We start from the raw sequence: 15,635 nt of genomic DNA on the forward strand, positions 1-15,635 counted from the left end.
CGACGATCCCTAGAAACCGCCTCGCTCCGGGGCCCTTCAGTCGTTTTCGGTGACTACGAGTAGTTGCCGGGGGTGAAGTCGTCGCTCGAGAACGCGTCGAAGTCGACGAAGCTCAGGTCGCCCTCGGTGAACGCCGCGTCGTCGGCGAAGATGCGGTTCGGGTAACGCTCCGCCTTCGCCTCCTCGGTGGCTTCGACCACGACGTTGCGGTACCTGGGAAGGCCCGTTCCGGCGGGGATGAGCTTACCGATGATGACGTTCTCCTTGAGCCCGAGCAGCGGGTCGGACTTGCCCTCCATGGCGGCCTGCGTGAGCACGCGGGTCGTCTCCTGGAAGGACGCGGCCGACAGCCACGACTCGGTCGCGAGGGAGGCCTTGGTGATACCCATGACCTCCTGGCGAGCCGATGCAGTCTTCTTGCCCTCGGTGAGCGCCGCACGGTTGATCCCGTTGTACTTCAAGCGGTCGACGAGCTCGCCCGGCAGGAGGTCGGTGTCGCCGTGGTCGACGACGGTGACCTTGCGCAGCATCTGGCGCACGATGACCTCGATGTGCTTGTCGTGGATCGGCACGCCCTGCGAACGGTAGACGTCTTGAACACCGTCGACGAGGTGCTTCTGCACCTCGCGGACACCCTTGACCCGGAGGACTTCCTTCGGGTCGACGGTGCCGACGATGATCTGCTGGCCGAGCTCGACGTGCTGACCGTCTTCGACGAGCAGGGTCGAGCGCTTGAGCACGTTGTACGCGATCGGCTCGTCGCCGTTGTCGGGCGTGAGGATGACCTTGCGCTGACGCTCGGTCTCGTCGATCGTGATGCGACCGGGAGCCTCGACGATGGGCGACGCACCCTTGGGGGTACGTGCCTCGAAGAGCTCCTGCACGCGGGGAAGACCCTGCGTGATGTCGTCGGCCGAAGCCGAACCACCGGTGTGGAAGGTACGCATCGTGAGCTGGGTGCCCGGCTCGCCGATCGACTGCGCCGCGATGATGCCGACGGCCTCGCCGATGTCGACGAGCTTGCCCGTCGCGAGCGATCGGCCGTAGCACTGGGCGCAGACGCCGACGCCCGACTCGCACGTCAGCACCGAACGGACCTTGATCGTCTCGACGCCTGCACCGATGAGTTCGGCGATGAGCACGTCGCCCACGTCGGAACCGGCAACGGCCACGACCTTGCCCTTCGCGTCGATGGCATCAGCCGCGAGGCTGCGCGCGTAGACCGCGTTCTCGACGTTCGGGTCGCGCACGAGCGCGCCCGTCGAGTCGGTGGTCGCGATGCGGAGGTCGAGGCCCTTCGTGGTGCCGCAGTCGTCTTCACGGATGATGACGTCTTGCGACACGTCGACGAGACGACGCGTGAGGTAGCCCGAGTCGGCCGTACGGAGGGCCGTATCGGCCAGACCCTTGCGGGCACCGTGGGTTGCGATGAAGTACTCGGCGACCGAGAGGCCCTCGCGGTAGCTCGAGATGATCGGGCGAGGGATGATCTCACCCTTCGGGTTGTTCACGAGGCCTCGCATGCCGGCGATGTTGCGCACCTGCAGCCAGTTACCACGAGCACCGGACGTCACCATGCGGTTGATGGTGTTGTCTTCGGGGAAGTTCTCCTGCATGGCCTTGGCGACCTCGTCGGTGGCCTTGGTCCAGATCTGGATGAGCTCCTGGCGGCGCTCGAGGTCGGTCGTCAGACCCTTCTCGAACTGCGACGTGACCTTCGCGGCCTGCTTCTCGTAGCGCCCGACGATCTCCGCCTTGTTCGGCGGCGTCAGGATGTCGGAGAGTGCCACGGTCACGCCGGAACGGGTCGCCCAGCGGAAGCCGGCGTCCTTGATCCGGTCGAGGGTCGCGGCGACCTCGGTCTTCGGGTAGCGCTCGGCGAGGTCGTTCACGATCGCCGAGATCTGGCTCTTGCCCGACTGCTCGTTGATGTACGGGTAGTCGACCGGGAGCGCCTCGTTGAAGAGGGCGCGACCGAGCGTGGTCTCGAGCAGGTACGGCTTGCCTGAGACGAAGCCCTCGGGCTCCTTGCCCTCGGTGAAGTACAGCCCCTCGAGGCGGATCTTCACCGTGGCGTTCAGGTCGAGCGCGATCTGGCCCGGACGGTTCTGGTCGAACGCGAGGATCGCCTCGGCGATCGACGAGAACGCACGGCCTTCACCGGCTGCGCCGTCCTTCTGCGTCGTCAGGTGGTGCAGGCCGATGATCATGTCCTGCGTGGGCAGGGTCACCGGACGGCCGTCTGACGGCTTCAGGATGTTGTTCGACGCGAGCATCAGGATGCGGGCCTCGGCCTGCGCCTCCACCGAGAGGGGAAGGTGCACGGCCATCTGGTCGCCGTCGAAGTCCGCGTTGAACGCGGCACAGACGAGCGGGTGCAGCTGGATGGCCTTGCCCTCGACGAGTTGCGGCTCGAACGCCTGGATGCCCAGGCGGTGCAGCGTGGGCGCACGGTTCAGCAGCACGGGGCGCTCGCGGATGATCTCCTCGAGCACGTCCCACACCTGCGGGCGCGAACGCTCGACCATGCGCTTGGCGGCCTTGATGTTCTGCGCGTGGCTCAGGTCGATGAGGCGCTTGATCACGAACGGCTTGAAGAGCTCGAGCGCCATCTGCTTGGGCAGACCGCACTGGTGCAGCTTCAGCTGCGGGCCGACGACGATGACCGAACGGCCCGAGTAGTCGACTCGCTTGCCGAGCAGGTTCTGGCGGAACCGGCCCTGCTTGCCCTTCAGCATGTCGCTGAGGGACTTGAGGGCGCGGTTGCCGGTGCCCGTGACCGGGCGGCCACGACGACCGTTGTCGAACAGCGCGTCGACGGCCTCCTGCAGCATCCGCTTCTCGTTGTTCACGATGATCTCGGGAGCACCGAGGTCGAGCAGGCGACGCAGACGGTTGTTGCGGTTGATCACACGACGGTAGAGGTCGTTGAGGTCGGAGGTCGCGAAGCGGCCACCGTCGAGCTGCACCATCGGGCGCAGCTCGGGCGGGATCACCGGCACGACGTCGAGCACCATAGCGGCCGGCGAGTTGCCGGTCGAGAGGAAGGAGTTGACCACGCGCAGTCGCTTGATCGCGCGGATCTTCTTCTGGCCCTTGCCCTCGGCTATCTGCAGGTGCAGGTCTTCCGCCTCGGCCGCGAGGTCGAACGCCTCGAGGCGCTTCTTGATGGCCTCGGCGCCCATGTAGGCGTCGAAGTACATGCCGAAGCGGTCCTGGAGCTCGTGGAACACGGAGTCTTCGGGCTTCAGGTCGCCGACCTTGAGGGTGCGGAAGTCCTCCCACACGCGCTCGAGGTGCGCGATCTGCTCGTCGGCCGACTTGCGCACGCCGGCCATCTCCTTGTCGGCGGCGGCCTCGGCACGCTTCTTCTGGTCGCTCTTGGCGCCTTCGGCCTCGAGCCCTTCGAGCTCGGTCTCCTTGCGCGACATGAGCTCGGCGATGCGCGCATCGCGCTGGTCGCCGATCGTCTTGATCTCGAGGCGGAGCTCGTTCTCAAGGCCCGGCATGTCGGCGTGACGAGCCTCGTCGTCGACGTCGATCACCATGTAGGCGGCGAAGTAGATGACCTTCTCGAGGTCTTTCGGCGCCATGTCGAGCAGGTAGCCGAGGCGCGAGGGCACGCCCTTGAAGTACCAGATGTGCGTGACGGGGGCGGCGAGCTCGATGTGGCCCATCCGCTCACGGCGCACCGAGGACTTCGTGACCTCGACACCGCAGCGCTCGCAGACGATGCCCTTGAAGCGCACTCGCTTGTACTTGCCGCAGGCGCACTCCCAGTCGCGGGAAGGTCCGAAGATCTGCTCGCCGAAGAGCCCGTCCTTTTCGGGCTTGAGCGTGCGGTAGTTGATGGTCTCGGGCTTCTTGACCTCGCCATATGACCAACGACGGATGTCGTCGGCGGTGGCCAGACCGATGCGAAGCTCGTCAAAAGTGGTTGCGTCGAGCAATTTCTCTCCTAGAAAAGTCTCAGTCGTCGTTCTGGCCGGGTTCAGATCTCGTCGATGTTCGACGACTCGAAGCGTGCCGAGATGTTGATGCCGAGCTCCTCCGCTGCGCGGAAGGCCTCGTCATCGGTGTCGCGAAGCGAGACCGCGGTACCGTCGGCCGAGAGCACCTCGACGTTCAGGCACAGCGACTGCATCTCCTTCATGAGCACCTTGAAGGACTCGGGGATGCCGGGCTCCTGGATGTTCTCGCCCTTGACGATGGCCTCGTACACCTTGACGCGGCCGAGGATGTCGTCGGACTTGATCGTGAGGAGCTCCTGCAGTGCATATGCGGCACCGTAGGCCTCGAGTGCCCACACTTCCATCTCACCGAAGCGCTGGCCACCGAACTGCGCCTTACCACCGAGCGGCTGCTGGGTGATCATCGAGTACGGGCCCGTCGAGCGCGCGTGGATCTTGTCGTCGACGAGGTGGTGGAGCTTCAGGATGTACATGTAGCCGACCGAGACCGGGTGCGGGTACGGCTCACCGGAGCGGCCGTCGTAGAGCTGCGTCTTGCCGCTCGAGTCGATGAGCCGCTCGCCGTCGCGGTTGGGGAGCGTCGAGTCGAGCAGACCCGCGATCTCCTCCTCGAGCGCGCCGTCGAACACCGGGGTCGCGACCTTGGTGCCGGGCGCGGCCTCGTGAGCTTCCTTCGGGAGCTTCTTGGCCCACGACGGGTTGCCGTCGACCTTCCAGCCCTGCTTGGCGACCCACCCGAGGTGGGTCTCGAGGACCTGGCCGAAGTTCATGCGGCCGGGGATGCCGAGCGGGTTCAGGATGACGTCGACCGGAGTGCCGTCTGCGAGGAACGGCATGTCTTCGACGGGGAGGATCTTCGAGATGACGCCCTTGTTGCCGTGGCGTCCGGCGAGCTTGTCGCCCTCGGTGATCTTGCGCTTCTGGGCGATGTAGACGACCACGCGCTGGTTGACGCCGGAGCCGAGCTCGTCGTCGCCGTCTTGCGAGTCGAAGACCTTGACGCCGATGATCGTGCCCTGCTCACCGTGGGGAACCTTGAGCGACGTGTCGCGCACCTCGCGGCTCTTCTCGTTGAAGATCGCGCGGAGCAGTCGCTCTTCAGCAGAGAGCTCCGTCTCGCCCTTCGGCGTGACCTTGCCGACGAGGATGTCGCCGGGGCGGACCTCGGCGCCGATGCGGATGATGCCGCGCTCGTCGAGGTCGGCCAGCAGGTCGGGGCTCACGTTGGGGAGATCACGCGTGATCTCCTCCTTGCCGAGCTTCGTGTCGCGGGCGTCGACCTCGTACTCCTCGATGTGGATCGACGAGAGCACGTCGTCTTTCACGAGGTTCTGGCTGAGGATGATCGCGTCCTCGAAGTTGTGACCCTCCCACGGCATGAACGCGACGAGCAGGTTCTTGCCGAGCGCGAGCTCGCCGTTGTCGGTCGCGGGACCGTCGGCGACGACCTCGCCGACCTCGATACGGTCGCCCGCACTGACGACGACGCGGTTGTTGTAGCTCGTGCCCTGGTTGGAGCGGTCGAACTTGCGCAGGTAGTAGGTCTGCGTGCCGCCCTCGTCGAGCTGCACGGTGACCGAGTCGGCCGAGACCTCGACGACGACGCCGGCCTTGTCGGCGGTGATGACGTCACCCGCGTCGACGGCTGCGTAGCCTTCCATGCCCGTGCCGACGAAGGGGCTGTCGCTGCGAAGCAGCGGCACCGCCTGACGCTGCATGTTCGCACCCATGAGGGCGCGGTTCGCGTCGTCATGCTCGAGGAACGGGATGAGGGAGGTCGCGACCGAGACCATCTGGCGCGGCGAGACGTCCATGTAGCCGATCTCGTCGGCGGGGAAGAGGTCGACCTCGCCGCCCTTCTTACGGGCGAGCACGCGCTCCTCGGCGAAGTGCGAGTCCTTCGTCAGCGGGGCGTTGGCCTGCGCGACGATGTGGTCCTCTTCCTCCATCGCGGTGAGGTAGTCGATCTGCTCGGTGACCTTGCCCTTGACGACCTTGCGGTAGGGCGTCTCGATGAAGCCGAACGAGTTGATGCGAGCGAACGACGCGAGCGAGCCGATGAGGCCGATGTTCGGGCCCTCAGGGGTCTCGATCGGGCACATGCGGCCGTAGTGCGACGGGTGGACGTCGCGGACCTCGACGCCGGCGCGGTCACGCGAGAGGCCACCGGGGCCGAGGGCCGAGAGACGGCGCTTGTGCGTGAGGCCCGCGAGCGGGTTGTTCTGGTCCATGAACTGCGACAACTGCGACGTGCCGAAGAACTCCTTGATCGCGGCGACCACGGGTCGCACGTTGATCAGGGTCTGCGGCGTGATCGCCTCGATGTCCTGCGTCGTCATGCGCTCGCGGACGACGCGCTCCATGCGGCTGAGGCCGGTGCGCACCTGGTTCTGGATGAGCTCGCCCACCGCGCGGATGCGACGGTTGCCGAAGTTGTCGATGTCGTCGACGTCGAGGCGGAGCTCGACGGCCTTGCCACCGCGGCGACCGGCGAGGGTCGTGCGCTCGTCGTGCAGGGCGACGAGGTACTTGATCGTGGCGACGATGTCTTGCACCGTGAGCACCGAATCGGTGAGCGGCGCCTCGAGGCCCAGCTTGTTGTTGATCTTGTAGCGGCCGACCTTCGCGAGGTCGTAGCGCTTCGGGTTGAAGTAGAAGTTGTCGAGGAGCGCACGCGCGGCCTCGGCAGCGACCTGCTCGCCCGGACGGAGCTTGCGGTAGATGTCCTTGAGGGCTTCTTCCTTCGTGAGGATGTTGTCCTTCTCGAGGGTGATCGCGATCGACTCGTAGCCGGCGAACTCCTCGAGGATCTCCTCGCTCGTGAGGCCGAGGGCCTTCAGGAAGACCGTGACCGACTGCTTGCGCTTGCGGTCGATGCGAACGCCGACCTGGTCGCGCTTGTCGATCTCGAACTCGAGCCAGGCACCGCGGCTCGGGATGATGCGAGCCGAGTAGATGTCTTTGTCAGACGTCTTCTCGGGGGTGCGCTCGAAGTAGACACCGGGCGAACGGACGAGCTGCGAGACGACGACGCGCTCGGTGCCGTTGATGACGAAGGTGCCCTTGGGGGTCATCAGGGGGAAGTCGCCCATGAAGACCGTCTGGGTCTTGATCTCACCGGTGAGGTGATTCATGAACTCGGCGTTCACGTAGAGCGGCGCGGAGTAGGTCTTGCCCTTCTCCTTGCACTCGTCGATCGAGTACTTCTCGGGCTCGAGCTCGGGGTTCGTGAACGAGAGCTGCATGGTCTCGCCGAGGTCTTCGATCGGAGAGATCTCCTCGAAGATCTCCTCGAGGCCCGTGGTCTCGGGCAGGTCTTGGCGACCGGCAGCCTTACCTTCAGCGACGCGCGCCTTCCACGCGTCGTTGCCGACCAGCCAGTCGAAGCTCTCCGTCTGGAGTGCAAGGAGGTCGGGTACGGTGAGAGTGTCGGTGACCTTTGCGAACGAGAGACGACTTGCGCCGCGTCCGTTCTTGGGGGTGGGCGTGGTCGCGTTGCGCGCAGCAGCCAAGTGAATTAACCTCCATCGACCCCGTCGGGCCGGTTCACTGTCGGTAGCGGAGAGTGGTACCCCTCAGACGTATGCGAATGCTCGAGGTTCATAACCCCGGCACGCAAAGCCGACCGCAATATGAAGGCATGGTGGGTCTGGGAGCGCAAAGGTTAACTATATGTCGATTGCTGCGCTGTGTCCAGTCGAATCTTGACCTCTTCGCGAAACTCGGGTATAACCCGTCTGGCCGACCCCCGAATGAGGGCTGAGTCAGGTAGTTTCCCCTCGCAGCGGCGGCCGACGGTGACGGCGAAGGCGTGGCATCCGTCTCTCCGGCGACGCCGATCGGTGGGGCACCGTGGCACGATGCAGGCATGGCGCACCCCCGCATCGAGTTCGAGACCGACGTGTTCGCGCCGTCGGGCCTCACGCTGCTCGTCGACGGCGCGGCGCAGTCGCACGTCGATCCCGTCGATCCGACGCGCCTCTTCTTCGAGTACGTGCGGCGCATCGGACACGTGCTCGACGCGATGCGGCCGGCACGGGAGCCGATCTCGGCGGTGCACCTCGGCGGCGGCGCGCTCACCCTTCCCCGCTACGTCGCCGCGACCAGGCTCGGCTCCACACAGCTCGTGGTCGATCACGACGCCGAGGTCATCGCGATCGTGCTCGAACGGCTCCCTCTCCCGCCCGGCTCCGGCATCGAGGTCGTCGTCGCGGATGCACGCGACGTGCTCGGTCCCCTCACGGAACGGCCACCTGCCGATGTCGTCGTCGTCGATCTCTACGCCCGGCTCGAGGCGCCCGCGTTCGTCGACGAGCCGTCGTTCATGGCCGGATGCCTCGCGCTCCTCGCGCCGTCAGGACTCGTCGTCGTGAACGTCGCCGATGCCCCCGGCCTCGCACGGTTGCGGGCGCAGGCACGCGCGTTCGCGCGTGCCGACCCTGCCGCCGAGCTGCTCGTCGCGGGGGGCCCGGCGGTCCTGTCGGGCGCAGAGGAGGGCAACGCGATCCTCGTCGCCGCGCGCGGCGGCCTCCCCGCCGGACTCGAGGAGCGGCTGCTCGAAGCCGGGCCGTTCCCCGCGGCCGTCCTCACGGGGCACCGGCTCGACATGGTGCTGTGGGGCGCGTGCTGAGCATGGACGACGGCGCCCGCCCTCGCGGCCGGTAGCGTGGCATCCGTGCCCGGACTCGAACGCCGCCTCGCCGTGAGCGGCCATCTCGCGCGCCTCGAGGAGTCGCGGCAGGTGCCGGGCTCGTGGACGCTCTACGTCGACGGCACGCCGCAGTCGCACGTCGAGCTCGACCGGCCCGACTGGCTCGGCTTCGAATACGTGCGGCGCATCGGCCACGCCGTCGACCTCGTGCGGCCCGAGGGTCAACCGATCACGGCGGTGCACCTCGGCGGCGGCGCGCTCACGCTCCCCCGCTACGTGGCGGCGACGCGGCCCGGGTCGCGCCAGCAGGTGATCGAGATCGAGGGCGACCTCGTCGAGTTCGTGCGCGAGCACCTGCCGCTGCCCCGCGGGGCGCAGGTGCGCGTGCGGCACGGCGACGCCCGCGAGGTGCTCGCAAAGCTGCCGGGCGGTCTCGACGGCGCCGTCGACATCGCGATCGTCGACATCTTCTCGGGCGCTCGCACGCCCGCGCACGTGACGAGCGCCGAGTTCTACGGGCTCGTGTCGCCGCGGCTCGCACCGGGCGGCATCATCGCCGTGAACGTGGCCGACGGCGCGGGCCTCGGCTTCGCGCGCTCGCAAGCGGCGACGCTCGCGCACGTGTTCGGGCACGTCGCGATCGCGGCCGACCCGTCGATGCTGAAGGGCCGGCGGTTCGGCAACGTCGTCATGTACGCCTCGCACGACGAACTGCCCTTCGGGCCCATGCCCCGGCGCCTCGCGAGCGATCCCGCGCCGGCGAAGCTCGTCGACGGCGAGGAGCTGCGCCGCTTCATCGCGGGTGCCCCGGTGGTGACGGATGCCACGGCGGTGCCGTCACCGCCGCCGGCGCGATCGGTGTTCCTGTCGAAGCCGGGCGGCTGACGCGGCATCCGCTGCTCGCCTCTCGCGTGTCCGCGCCGCGATTCGTCGCGCTCGGCCGATCAGGCGTGCCGGAAGCGCAGCTCCTGCCCGGGCCGGAGCTGCGCGACCGCATCGAGCGAGCCCGGCGCGACGATCGCGATGACGGGATAGCCGCCGGTCACGGGCCGGTCGGCGAGCAGGATCGTCGGCGCGCCGCCGCCGGCCACCTGCATCGATCCCGGTACCGTCGCCTCGCTCGCGAGCTCGCCGGGGATGCGCCGCTCCAGAATCGGGCCGACGAGCCGCGCCCCGATCCGGTCGGCCTGCTCCGAGAGCCGCCACGGCGAGTCGAAGAGCGTGGCGAGCGCGGTATCGGTGAACCACTCGGCTCGGGGTCCGGGCAGCAGGGCGATCGTCACCGGGCCGGCCGGCGGCGGGAAGGCCGCCTCCTGGTCGAGCAGGGGCACGGATGCCGCGGGCTCCGACCCGATCGCGAGCACCTGCCCGGCCTCGACGGCGTCGGGCCCGATCGCGGCGAGGGTGTCGCGCGAGCGCGAGCCGAGCACCGGCGGAACCTCGATGCCGCCGCGCACGCCGAGCATGTACCGGATGCCGCGTTCGGCCGTGCCCACCTCGAGCACCGAGCCGTCGGTGGCCCGGGCCGCGGTGTAGGGCGTGACTGGCCGGCCGTCGAGCGTCACCGGCCCCCACGCACCCGTCACCGCGAACCACGTCTCGCCCTCGAATCGCGCCCGGAAGCCGCCCACGAGGAGTTCGAGCGCCGCGAGCCCGTCGGGATTGCCGACGAGCCGGTTCGCGAGCCGGAGTGCGCCACGGTCGAGCGCACCCGAGCCCGCGACGCCGAGATGGGCGAGGCCGGGTCGCCCGAGGTCCTCGACGAGGGCGAGTTGGCCGGGCTGCTCGACGCGCAGCCGGGTCATCCCGCGCCGACCGCCTCGAATCGCACCCGCCGGCCGGGCACCAGGACCGCCGGGGGCTGGGCTTCGGGGTTCCAGAGCTCGGCGCCGGTGCGGCCGATGAGCCGCCACCCGCCGGGACTCTGCCTCGGGTAGACACCGCCGAACGCTCCGGCGAGCGCGACCGAACCGGCCGGCACGCGAGTGCGCGGTGCATCGAGCCGGGGCACCTCGAAGGGCCAGTCGTCGCTCACGAGGTAGCCGAAGCCGGGCGCGAAGCCGCCGAACGCGACCCGCCACTCGATCGAGGAGTGCAGCTCGACGAGGGCATCGGCCGTGACGCCGAGGAGCGAGGCGGTGCTGTGCAGGTCGGGCCCGTCGTAGGCCACCTCGATCGTGACGGCGTCGGCGGCACGACCCGCCGAACGCACGGCCGCCTCCACCGGGATGCGCCGCACCCACGTCGCAGCCGATTCGAGCGGCAGCGTCGCGGGGTCGAGGGCCACGAGGATGGTGCGCGCGGCCGGCACGAGCTCTACAACACCCGGCTGGTCGCTCGCGGCGAGGGCGTCGTGCAGGGCGAGCACCTCGTCGAGGCTGTCGCACTCGACGAGGAGGGCCGAGTCGCCGCTCGGCAGCAGCCGGCGGCTCACGCGAACGCCTCGATCGCAATTCCGGCGCCTTTGAGGGTTGCGCGCACCGCGCGGGCGATCGCGACCGCTCCCGGGGTGTCGCCGTGCAGGCACAGCGAGTCGGGGGCGAGTTCGACACGGCTGCCGTCGTCGGCCGTGATGCCGCCCGTCTCGGCGAGCTCGAGGGCACGGTCGGCGGCGGCGGCCGGGTCGTCGACGATCGCGCCCGGCTCGCCGCGCGGCACGAGCGAGCCGTCGGCCACGTACCCGCGGTCGGCGAAGGCCTCGCGGGCGAATCGCAGGCCCGTGGCATCCGCGGCCCGCTCGAGTGCGCTCGACGGCGGGCCGAGCAGGGGAAGTGTCGGCTCGAAGGCGGCGACGGCCTCGGCGAACGCATGGGCGGCGCGTTCGTCGACGCCGAGGCGGTGATAGAGGGCACCGTGCGCCTTCACGTAGCGCACGCGCACTCCGGCGGCCCGGGCGACGCCGTCGAGCGCGCCGAGTTGCACCAGGAGCTCGGCCGCGAGCTCGGCCGGGCTCGTGTCGAGCGCGCGGCGGCCGAACCCGGCGAGGTCGCGGTAGCCGGGATGCGCCCCGAGGGCGACGCCGTGCCGCGCCGCGAGCCGGGCGCTCGAGAGCATCGTCACCGGGTCGCCGGCGTGGAAGCCGCACGCGACGTTGGCGCTCGAGACGAGGGCGAACATGGCCTCGTCGTCTCCGATGCGCCACGCACCGAACGATTCGCCGAGGTCGCAGTTCAGGTCGATCGTCGGCAGCATGCTCCCATTCTGCCGCGCACGCGGGCAGACTTGGCGCGGGAGGATTCGGATGCGGAGATTCGGCGGGGCGAACGGCGCAGCACGAACCGCAGGCTCGCGCGGTGCGGCATCCGCTGCGATCGCCATCGCGACCCTGCTCGCCGTCGGCGCGTGCACGGGCTCACCCGCGCCGAGCCCCTCGCCGGCTGAGTCGTCGACGCCCGCGCCGAGCGCCCCGCCGCCCAGCACTCCCCCGCCCGTGCTGGCGCCGAGCGGTGGTCCCGAGGTGATCGCCGAGGGACTCGACGCGCCATGGTCGATCCTTCGCCTGCCGAGCGGCGGCGTGCTCGTGAGCGAACGCGACACCGCGAACATCGTCGAGGTGCTCGGCGACGGCTCGGTGCGGGTCGCGGGCACGGTTCCCGGCGTCGCTCCGGGCGGCGAGGGCGGGCTGCTGGGACTCGCGTTCCTTCCGGGCGACGGCGACCGGCCAGACCTCGTCTACGCGTATCACACCGCGGCATCCGACAACCGGATCGTGCGGATGCCGCTCACGGGCGCGGTCGGCTCGCTCGCGGTCGGCGACCCCGAGCCGATCCTCACGGGCATCCCCGCGGCAGGCAACCACAACGGCGGCCGCATCGCGTTCGGGCCCGACGGGTTCCTCTACGCCACCGCAGGCGACGCGGGCGATCGCGACGCCGCACAGGATCCCGCTGCCCTCGCCGGCAAGATCCTCCGGATGACGCCCGACGGCCTGGCCGCGCCCGGCAATCCGTTCGGCAATCTGACCTGGTCGTTCGGCCACCGCAACCCGCAGGGCATCGCATGGGATGCCGCCGGCGACATGTGGGCGGCCGAGTTCGGCCAGGCCGCCTGGGACGAGCTCAACCGCATCATGCCGGGCGGCAACTACGGCTGGCCCATCGTGGAGGGCCAGGCGGGCGATGCCAGATTCACCGACCCGGTCGCCCAGTGGCGCACCGACGAGGCGAGCCCCAGCGGCCTTGCGATCGTGGGCGACACGCTCTTCCTCGCCGCCCTCCGCGGGGAGCGGCTGTGGACCATCGCGCCCGCGACCTCGGGGGCAGCGCTCGAGACGGCGCCATGGTTCGTCGGCGAGCTCGGGCGCCTCCGCGACGTGACCCCCGGCCCCGACGGGGAATTGTGGCTCATCAGCAACAACACCGACGGGCGCGGGTCGCCGCGAGAGGGCGACGACCGCCTGTACCGCGTGCCGCTCGCGTCAACCGGCCGCTGAAATCTGCCGCATCGTCGGTGCGCGGGGATATTCTCATCCCATGGCGGATCTCGAGCGGGTTCGGCGGTGGGCCGAGGCGCTCATCGTGCTGCACCTCGATCCCGCCGTCTGGAGCTTCGGCTTCGACAACGCCAAGAAGCGCGCCGGCCTCTGCAACTACACGGGGAAGCGCATCTCGGTCTCGAGGTACCTCGCGGCCCGGTACGACGACGACGAGATCCACCAGATCCTGTTGCACGAGGTCGCGCACGCGATGGCGGGCCCTCGCGCCGGGCACGGTCCGAAGTGGGCGATGATCGCGGCCGGTCTCGGCTACGTCGGCCGGCGCACTCACGACGGCGAGGTCGCCGACGAGCTCGCGCCCTGGGTGGGGCACTGCCCGTCGGGCCACGAGCATTTCCGGTACCGTGAACCGCAGCGGCCGCTCAGCTGCGGTCTCTGCCAGCGCCGATTCGACCAGGCGAACCTCATCGTGTGGCGCCGGCGCGAGATCTCGGCGTCGGTACGGCGCAAGGCTGCGAGCGCTGCCGCCGGGTAGGCGCCCGCGCTGGTCATGCCGAAGCGGGCATGACACGGCCGTCGGCGCGCGGATGCGGCATCCGTAACCGCATATGATGGTTGCATGCCCGTCTCCACCGTGTCCATCCCGATCGGGCAATGGCTCGTCTCACCCGAAGGCACCCGGTGGTGGTTCGACTCGGGCTCCTTCGCCCTCGACTTCGCCTACACCGGCCGGGTCGGCGACGAACCGGGCCCCGAGCACCTGCACGCACCCGACGACCTCACCGCGTGGCTCGGCGAACGCTTCCCGGTCGCGGTGAGCCCCGCGCGATCGCGCGACCTGTTCGACGCGATCTCGCTGCGCGACGCGATCGGCCGCATGGCCGTCGCCGCGAGCCGGGGCAACGAGCCGCGAGCCGTCGACATCGACCTCGTGAACCTCTACGCCGCCACTCCCGACATCCCGCCGGCCCTCGCGGGCGGGTCACGCCAGGCGGGCCGTTCCGTGCAGGCCGTCGGCCAGGCGCTGTCCACGATCGCGCGCGACGCCGTCGACCTCTTCGACGCCTCGAACGCCGACCGCATCAGGGAGTGCAGCGGCAGCGACTGCGCGTTCGTCTACCTCGACACCTCGCGCGCTGCGAGTCGGCGGTGGTGCTCGATGCAGCGCTGCGGCAACCGGGCCAAGGTGCGAGCCCACCGTGCGCGCAAGGCGGAGCAGCCGGTCTGAAGCGGATGCCGCGAGCGGCGCCCGCGGCGGCGACGTCGGCGGGCGACCAATCGTCGCCCTGGTCACGCGACTCCGTCGGCACCCTCGGTGCGGAACGCCCCGTCGCGCAGCTCGGGCACGACTCGCGTGACGTCGCGCTCGGTCGCGGGCCGCACCTCGTCGCGCCGACCGGCGGCGGCGAGCGCGACGGCGCTCCCCGACGCGCTGATGAGGTGCGTCGCTGCGTGCCGCAACCCTTCGAACGAGGCGCACGCGACGGCCGCCTCGGGTGAGGTGTGGTCGATGCCGATGCCGATGAGCGCGTCGATGACGGCGCCCGCCACGAGCTGGTCCTCGATCGCGAAGCGGATGCCGCCGTCGGCAGCTCCGGCGGACGCGCCGGCCGGCTCGCTCGCGGGCTCGCCCGCCGCGACCACGGCGACGATGACGCGCTCACCCCGGTGCTCCTGCATCGCGAGGATGCGCTCGGCGACGGCGGTGCGGTTCCGCATCGAGGCCGCGAACACGATCGCGCCGTCGGCGCCGAGCTCGAGGGCGAGCGCGCCCGTTTCCCCTGCGGAGGCGGCATCCGACACGTCGGTCTCAGTGCCCCGCTCGGCCGCCACGACTACAGCGGTGGTGAACGACAGGGCGTCGACGAGCACGACGACGTGGGCGCCGGGCAGGATGCGCCGGCCACCGGCAGCACCCCAGTCGAACCGAACCTGGTACTTCGCCTGACCGAAGGGGGCCGCGGAATCGTTCACCGCGACAGGCTAACGCGCGCCCTGGCCCGAGTCCCACATCGCGAGGGCCTCGGCATCGCTCGCCCGGGCGGACGCCCGCCGGGCTGCATCGAGAGCCGCCACGGGGTCGGGCTCCTGGCGCGCGATGATGAGCTGGCGCTCGGCCTCGGCGAGCCGGGTCCTGGCATCCGCGCCGACGACGCCCCTGCCGCGCTCCACCGCCTCACGGGCGACCCGCACCTGGCTCTCGGCGATCGCCACGGCGCCGCCGAGGGCACCACGGGCGCCGTCGAGCCGGCCTTGCGCGTTGCGCGCCGCGGCGCGGGCCACCTCGAGCCGGTCGCGCGCGGCGCGGAGGCGATCGCGATCGGCGAAGGGGTCGCCCGCGAGGTCGGCACGCCCGGCCATCACCGCCGAGGCGTCGCCGACCGCCGCGCCGAGGGCGGCTGCGGCATCCGCATCCTCCTGCCGGTCGCGCTCGCGGCGCCCCTCGACGAGCTCTGCGCCGAGCAGCGCCGCCGCGTCCGCCGCCTCGGCCTGCGCCGACGCGAGCTCGAGCTCGATGCCTTCGATCGCGGCGAGGTCGCGGGCCGCCCGCTCGAGCCGGTCGGTTGCGAAGGCAAGC

At 70.0% G+C, this 15,635-nt stretch carries 11 protein-coding genes and 1 pseudogene; 5 read left to right on the forward strand and 7 right to left on the reverse strand.

From position 1 onward, the window contains the following. Positions 1-53 precede the first annotated feature (53 nt). Entirely contained in the window at positions 54-3,950 is a 3,897-nt protein-coding gene (rpoC, locus tag J7E25_RS17450; protein ID WP_214871447.1) for a DNA-directed RNA polymerase subunit beta', read from the reverse strand. 41 nt (positions 3,951-3,991) lie between these two features. Beyond that, positions 3,992-7,483 carry a DNA-directed RNA polymerase subunit beta gene (rpoB, locus tag J7E25_RS17455; protein WP_214871448.1) on the reverse strand — a complete coding sequence of 1,164 codons (3,492 nt, stop codon included), beginning with the start codon at positions 7,481-7,483 and terminating at the stop codon, positions 3,992-3,994. A 356-nt stretch (positions 7,484-7,839) separates the two neighbouring features. Between rpoB and J7E25_RS17460 the strand changes: the two genes are divergently transcribed. Next, on the forward strand, positions 7,840-8,601 hold the full coding sequence (locus J7E25_RS17460) for a spermidine synthase (RefSeq protein WP_214871449.1): 762 nt from the start codon (positions 7,840-7,842) through the stop codon (positions 8,599-8,601). A 45-nt stretch (positions 8,602-8,646) separates the two neighbouring features. Continuing rightward, on the forward strand, positions 8,647-9,507 hold the full coding sequence (locus tag J7E25_RS17465; RefSeq protein WP_308164649.1) for a fused MFS/spermidine synthase: 861 nt from the start codon (positions 8,647-8,649) through the stop codon (positions 9,505-9,507). A gap of 59 nt (positions 9,508-9,566) precedes the next feature. On the opposite strand, the gene J7E25_RS17470 is transcribed toward J7E25_RS17465, so the two are convergent. From J7E25_RS17470 to J7E25_RS17480, 3 genes are read right to left on the reverse strand one after another with little or no spacing between them, the layout of a single operon-like run. Beyond that, positions 9,567-10,427, reverse strand: coding sequence for a biotin-dependent carboxyltransferase family protein (locus tag J7E25_RS17470; protein WP_214871450.1), 861 nt, complete (start codon positions 10,425-10,427; stop codon positions 9,567-9,569). Then, positions 10,424-11,056, reverse strand: coding sequence for an allophanate hydrolase subunit 1 (locus J7E25_RS17475; RefSeq protein ID WP_214871451.1), 633 nt, complete (start codon positions 11,054-11,056; stop codon positions 10,424-10,426). The genes J7E25_RS17470 and J7E25_RS17475 overlap by 4 nt, the downstream gene beginning before the upstream one ends. Continuing rightward, positions 11,053-11,814 carry a LamB/YcsF family protein gene (locus J7E25_RS17480; protein ID WP_214871452.1) on the reverse strand — a complete coding sequence of 254 codons (762 nt, stop codon included), beginning with the start codon at positions 11,812-11,814 and terminating at the stop codon, positions 11,053-11,055. The genes J7E25_RS17475 and J7E25_RS17480 overlap by 4 nt, the downstream gene beginning before the upstream one ends. Before the next feature lie 49 nt (positions 11,815-11,863). On the opposite strand from J7E25_RS17480, the gene J7E25_RS17485 reads away from it, so the two are divergent. The 3 genes from J7E25_RS17485 (at position 11,864) to J7E25_RS17495 (ending at position 14,285) form a co-directional block, all read left to right on the forward strand. After that, positions 11,864-13,054: a sorbosone dehydrogenase family protein gene (locus J7E25_RS17485; protein ID WP_214871453.1), complete on the forward strand. Its 1,191-nt coding sequence runs from the start codon at positions 11,864-11,866 to the stop codon at positions 13,052-13,054. Positions 13,055-13,094: 40 nt separating this feature from the next. Further along, positions 13,095-13,592, forward strand: a complete 498-nt coding sequence (locus J7E25_RS17490) for a SprT-like domain-containing protein (RefSeq protein WP_214871454.1) — start codon at positions 13,095-13,097, stop codon at positions 13,590-13,592. 84 nt (positions 13,593-13,676) lie between these two features. Then, the gene (locus J7E25_RS17495) at positions 13,677-14,285 is read left to right on the forward strand and encodes an ABATE domain-containing protein (protein WP_214871455.1); all 609 of its coding nucleotides are present in this window, start codon (positions 13,677-13,679) and stop codon (positions 14,283-14,285) included. Between the two features lie 62 nt (positions 14,286-14,347). On the opposite strand, the gene J7E25_RS18065 is transcribed toward J7E25_RS17495, so the two are convergent. Both J7E25_RS18065 and J7E25_RS17505 read right to left on the reverse strand, forming a co-directional pair. Beyond that, positions 14,348-15,031: a 2-phosphosulfolactate phosphatase gene (locus tag J7E25_RS18065; RefSeq protein WP_214871456.1), complete on the reverse strand. Its 684-nt coding sequence runs from the start codon at positions 15,029-15,031 to the stop codon at positions 14,348-14,350. A gap of 9 nt (positions 15,032-15,040) precedes the next feature. Next, positions 15,041-15,635, reverse strand: a pseudogene (locus J7E25_RS17505) (hypothetical protein); the annotation flags it as partial.

This window comes from Agromyces sp. ISL-38, from assembly GCF_018613935.1.
Lineage (GTDB): Bacteria > Actinomycetota > Actinomycetes > Actinomycetales > Microbacteriaceae > Agromyces.

What these genes read in the sequence shown, in the direction of transcription:
- J7E25_RS17460 (WP_214871449.1), top strand. Translation starts at nt 7,840, where the DNA reads ATGGCGCACCCCCGCATCGAGTTCGAGACCGACGTGTTCGCGCCGTCG.
- J7E25_RS17470 (WP_214871450.1), bottom strand. Translation starts at nt 10,427, where the DNA reads ATGACCCGGCTGCGCGTCGAGCAGCCCGGCCAACTCGCCCTCGTCGAG.
- J7E25_RS17480 (WP_214871452.1), bottom strand. Translation starts at nt 11,814, where the DNA reads ATGCTGCCGACGATCGACCTGAACTGCGACCTCGGCGAATCGTTCGGT.
- J7E25_RS17485 (WP_214871453.1), top strand. Translation starts at nt 11,864, where the DNA reads ATGCGGAGATTCGGCGGGGCGAACGGCGCAGCACGAACCGCAGGCTCG.
- J7E25_RS17490 (WP_214871454.1), top strand. Translation starts at nt 13,095, where the DNA reads ATGGCGGATCTCGAGCGGGTTCGGCGGTGGGCCGAGGCGCTCATCGTG.
- J7E25_RS17495 (WP_214871455.1), top strand. Translation starts at nt 13,677, where the DNA reads ATGCCCGTCTCCACCGTGTCCATCCCGATCGGGCAATGGCTCGTCTCA.